4 protein-coding genes and 1 pseudogene are annotated in these 4,120 nt (G+C 72.3%); 2 read left to right on the top strand and 3 right to left on the bottom strand.

Translation table 11 applies throughout. The features are described 5' to 3' along the window. Positions 1-168: 168 nt before the first annotated feature. Positions 169-1,118: pseudogene (locus FUT87_RS24330) on the top strand (glycosyltransferase family 4 protein). Continuing rightward, a complete protein-coding gene (locus tag FUT87_RS24335) occupies positions 1,115-2,095 on the top strand; it encodes a UDP-glucuronic acid decarboxylase family protein (protein WP_091724517.1) in 981 nt (326 codons plus the stop codon). The pseudogene FUT87_RS24330 and the gene FUT87_RS24335 overlap by 4 nt, the downstream one beginning before the upstream one ends. Positions 2,096-2,115: 20 nt before the next feature. Here FUT87_RS24335 and FUT87_RS24340 read toward each other — a convergent pair whose 3' ends face one another. The 3 genes from FUT87_RS24340 to FUT87_RS31110 are packed head-to-tail and all read right to left on the bottom strand — an operon-like array spanning position 2,116 to position 3,988. Beyond that, positions 2,116-3,354: a hypothetical protein gene (locus FUT87_RS24340; protein ID WP_147242660.1), complete on the bottom strand. Its 1,239-nt coding sequence runs from the start codon at positions 3,352-3,354 to the stop codon at positions 2,116-2,118. Next, a complete protein-coding gene (locus tag FUT87_RS31105) occupies positions 3,351-3,749 on the bottom strand; it encodes an SIS domain-containing protein (protein WP_255512005.1) in 399 nt (132 codons plus the stop codon). Before FUT87_RS31105 ends, FUT87_RS24340 begins: the two co-directional genes overlap by 4 nt. After that, a complete protein-coding gene (locus tag FUT87_RS31110; protein WP_255512004.1) occupies positions 3,665-3,988 on the bottom strand; it encodes a hypothetical protein in 324 nt (107 codons plus the stop codon). Before FUT87_RS31110 ends, FUT87_RS31105 begins: the two co-directional genes overlap by 85 nt. Positions 3,989-4,120: the final 132 nt, after the last annotated feature.

Consider the following 4,120-nt stretch of genomic DNA (forward strand, 5'->3'; position numbering starts at 1 on the left):
TGCTGGCCAAGCCCGCGCCCTGCCGTCCCTGCGCCTATCCCGAATGCCCGAACGGCCATGCCTGCGCGCATGCGCTGTCGGTCTTCGAGGTGCTGCAGGCGCTGGAAGACCTGCTGCGTTCGTCCGCGCCATCCATCCCATCCGTCGCGATCTCCAAGGAGGGTCCCCATGCCCCGTCGCCTGCGCATCCTGACCTGGCACGTCCACGGCAACTACCTCTACAACCTCACGCAGGTTCCGCATGACTTCTTCCTGGTGACCGACCCGGCGGGCTCGCCAGGCCGCGTGGGCCGTGTCGGCGCGCTGCCCTGGGGCGACAACGTGCATGAGGCGCCGGTGGAGCAGATCGCGACCATGCCCTTCGACCTGGTGCTGTACCAGCACGCGCCGGCTGGGACGAGGACCGCCCGCGCTGGCTCAGCGAGGCGCAGCAGCGGCTGCCGCGCGTCTACCTGGAACACGACCCGCCGCAGCAGCATCCCACCGACACCCTGCACTGGGTGCAGGACCCCGGCGCGATGCTGGTCCATTGCACCCACTTCAACGCGCTGATGTGGGACGCGGGCCGGACGCCGACCCGGGTGGTCGAGCACGGCGTGCGGCCGCTGACGCAGGTGGTCTATCGTGGCGAGCTGGAGCGCGGGCTGGTGGTCGTCAACCACCTGCAGCGCCGCGGCCGCCGCCTGGGCGCCGACCTGTACCGGGAACTGCTCGAGCGGGTGCCGCTGACGCTGGTGGGCATGGGCAGCGAGGCGCTGCCAGGCGGCTGGGGCGAGGCCTCGCAACTGGAGCTGCCGGCCCACATGGCCTCGCACCGCTTCTTCCTGCATCCGGTCCGCTACACCAGCCTGGGCCTGGCGTTGATCGAGGCGATGCTGATCGGCCAGCCGGTCGTCGGCCTGGCCACCACCGAGCTGGCCACCGTCATCCGCAGCGGCGAGAACGGCTTCATCGACAACCGGCCGCAGGCGCTTGCCGACACCATGGCGCGGCTGCTGCGCGATCCGGGCCTGGCCCGCGAGTGGGGCGAGCGCGGCCGCGAGCTGGCCCGGGAGCGATTCAACATCGACCGCTTCGTCGCGGACTGGATGCAGCTTCTCCATGAGGTCACGACATGAACGACGCCATCGACACCCCCCGCACGATCCTGGTCACCGGCGCGGCCGGTTTCGTCGGCAGCCATCTCTGCGAACGCCTGCTCGCCCGCGGGCATCGGGTGATGGCCGTCGACAACCTGAGCACCGGCGACATCGGCCACCTCGACCAGCTGCTCGGCCACAAGGGCTTCACCTTCCACCGGCGCGACGTGTGCCTGGAACCGACGCCGGAGATGGCGCAAGCGGACCGCATCTTCAACCTCGCCTGCCCGGCGAGCCCCGCGTACTACCAGACCGCGCCGGTGGACACCGTGCTCAGCAGCGTGCTGGGCGCCTGGCGCCTGTTGGAACTGGCGCAGCAGGCCGGCGCGCGGCTGCTGCACACCTCCACCAGCGAGGTCTACGGCGACCCCGAGTGCCATCCGCAGCACGAGGACTACTGGGGCCATGTCAATCCGAACGGCGCGCGCTCCTGCTACGACGAGGGCAAGCGCTGCGCCGAGGCGATGCTGATGGCCTACCACCAGGAGCGCGGCGTCGACGTGCGGATGGCCCGCATCTTCAACACCTACGGCCCGCGGCTGCGGCCCGGCGATGGGCGCGTCGTCAGCAACTTCATCGTCCAGGCGCTGCAGGGCGAGGACCTCACCATCTACGGCGACGGACTGCAGACGCGCAGCTTCTGCTACGTCGACGACACGGTGCGCGCGCTGCTGCTGCTGATGGACGGCGCGCACCTCGGGCCGATCAACGTCGGCAATCCGGGCGAGCACACGATGCTGGCGCTGGCCGAGATGATCCTGCGCCTGACCGGCAGCCGCTCGCGACTGGTGTTCCGGCCGCTGCCCCAGGACGACCCGAAGCGCCGCTGTCCCGACATCGGCCGTGCGAAGGCGCTGCTCGGCTGGGAGCCGGAAGTGGCGCTGGAGGACGGGCTGCGCCGCACGATCGAGCACTTCCGCGGCGTGCTCGGGATGCGCAGCGTCACCGTGGCCTGAGCACCGGGCCGGGCGCGCGGTCAGGCGTGCGAGCCGGCGGGTGATCCGTGATCCGCAACGAGGTCCAGCGCCATCGCGCTGCGCCGACCTCGCTCCCAGTCGGCCAGCGCGCGGGCATAGGGGCGTACCAGGCGCCGTCCCGCCGCGGCACCACGCGCATCGCGCGGCACATGCCATAGCCCGCTGCGGTGCCAGCGCGCCGGCTCATACCAGTCGGGCCGGTCCAGCATCGGATAGAGGCAGACGCCGCCCAGCGGTACGCCGGCGCGGAGCGCGCGCTGCGCTTCCCCCGCGATGTCGTGCAGCCAGTCGGCGCGACCGCGTCCGATGTGGCCGGTCTCGGCCACCAGCAGCGGCCGGCCGTAACGCTGCCAGACCTGACCCAGCAGCGCGGACAACGGCTGTCGCCGCGGATCGCCGAGGTGCCAGGCCAGCCGCTTCTCGCTGGGCACCTCCCACTGGCTGCTGTGATAGTGGTTGAGGCCAATCCAGTCCAGCGCCGCCGGATGGCCGCCGAGCTCGGGATCCTGCCGGCCGGCCAGCATGTCGAAGGCCTGCCACTGGTAGGACGCCACCTGCTCGGCCAGCGCGCGCTGGTCCGGCGTGTCCTCCGTCGGTACGACGTGGATCACCGGATCGATGTGCAGGAAGCGCGCCTGCGGATCGACCTCGCGGATCGCGTCCATGCCGGCGAGCGCCGCGCGCACCAGCCGGCGCTTGATCTCGTAGCCGCTGATCCGCGAGTCCTCGCGGGCGCCGACTTCGCGCGGCGCGCCCGCCGGTCCCATCGCGTCGGAGGACGAGGCGGCCCAGGCCAGGAAGCTGATCTCGTTGATCGGCGTGTAGAAGCGCGGCCCCGGGCAGAGCGGGCGGATCGCCGCCGCAGCCGCAGCCGCGAAGCGGGCGAAGCGCGGGATCAGCGCATCGTCCAGCAGCGTCAGGTCGGGCGGCACGCCGTAATGCATCAGGGTCCACAGCACCTGCAGGCCTTCGCGCCGCGCGGTCCGGGCCATGCACCGGGCGCGGCTGAAGTCCCAGGCCCCGGGCGCGCGCTCGCTCAGGCGCCAGCCGACGCTTTCGCGCACGCAGCGCAGGCCGAGCCGGCGCACCTCGCGGTAGTCCCGCGCCAGCAGCCGGTCGTGGCCGGTGGCGCGGACCATGTCGAGCGCGTCGCCGCGGCCGTTGACGTGGTCGGCGCCTTCGTAGCCGCCCATCCAGAACGAGCGGAACGGGCGGTCGGTCAGCGGGCCGCCGGTCACGGCGCGAGCAGGGCCTGCTCGACCAGCGCGCACCAGGTGTGGCCGATGAAGATGTGGGCCTCCTGGATGCGCGCGGTGTCGCTGTGTTGCACGACCAGGCACAGGTCGCAGAGCTCCCGCATCGCGCCGCCGTCCCGGCCGCTCAGGCCGATCGTCGTCATGCCGAGCTGGCGCGCCTGCGCGAGACCCCGCAGCACATTGGGCGAGTTGCCCGAGGTCGAGATGCCGATCACGCAGTCCCCGGGCGCGCCGAGGCCGGCGACCTGCCGCGAGAACACCTGCTCGAAGCCGTAATCGTTGCCGATGCAGGTCAGCGCGGAACTGTCGGTGGTGAGCGCCACCGCGGCCAGCGGTGCGCGTTCCCGGCTGAAGCGGCCGGTGAACTCGGCCGCCAGGTGCTGGCAATCGGCGGCGAGCCGCCATTGCCCATCAGCATCAGCTTGCGGCCGGCGCGCAGCGTGTCGCTCATCAGCATCGCGGCGCGGGCGATGTCGGGCCCGAGCGCGTCGAGCCGGTCGAACAGCGCGCGATGCGCCCGCAGGCCTTCGAGGAAGGTCGCGTCCGGATCGACGCGCGGCGGCGTCGTGGCGGGGCGCCGGGCCGGGCGCGGCAGCGGATGGGGAAGCGCACTCATGCGGAGACTCCTAGTTCCTCGAGCGTGACCGAGGCGGTGCCGAACTTGCCGACCACCAGCCCGGCCGCGCGATTGGCCGCGCGCACCGCGTCCTCCAGCGACGCGCCGCGCGCCAGGAAGCAGGTCAGCGCG

The sequence above is a fragment of the Mitsuaria sp. TWR114 genome (genome assembly GCF_007997345.1).

What these genes read in the sequence shown, in the direction of transcription:
- FUT87_RS24335 (WP_091724517.1), top strand. Translation starts at nt 1,115, where the DNA reads ATGAACGACGCCATCGACACCCCCCGCACGATCCTGGTCACCGGCGCG.
- FUT87_RS31110 (WP_255512004.1), bottom strand. Translation starts at nt 3,988, where the DNA reads ATGAGTGCGCTTCCCCATCCGCTGCCGCGCCCGGCCCGGCGCCCCGCC.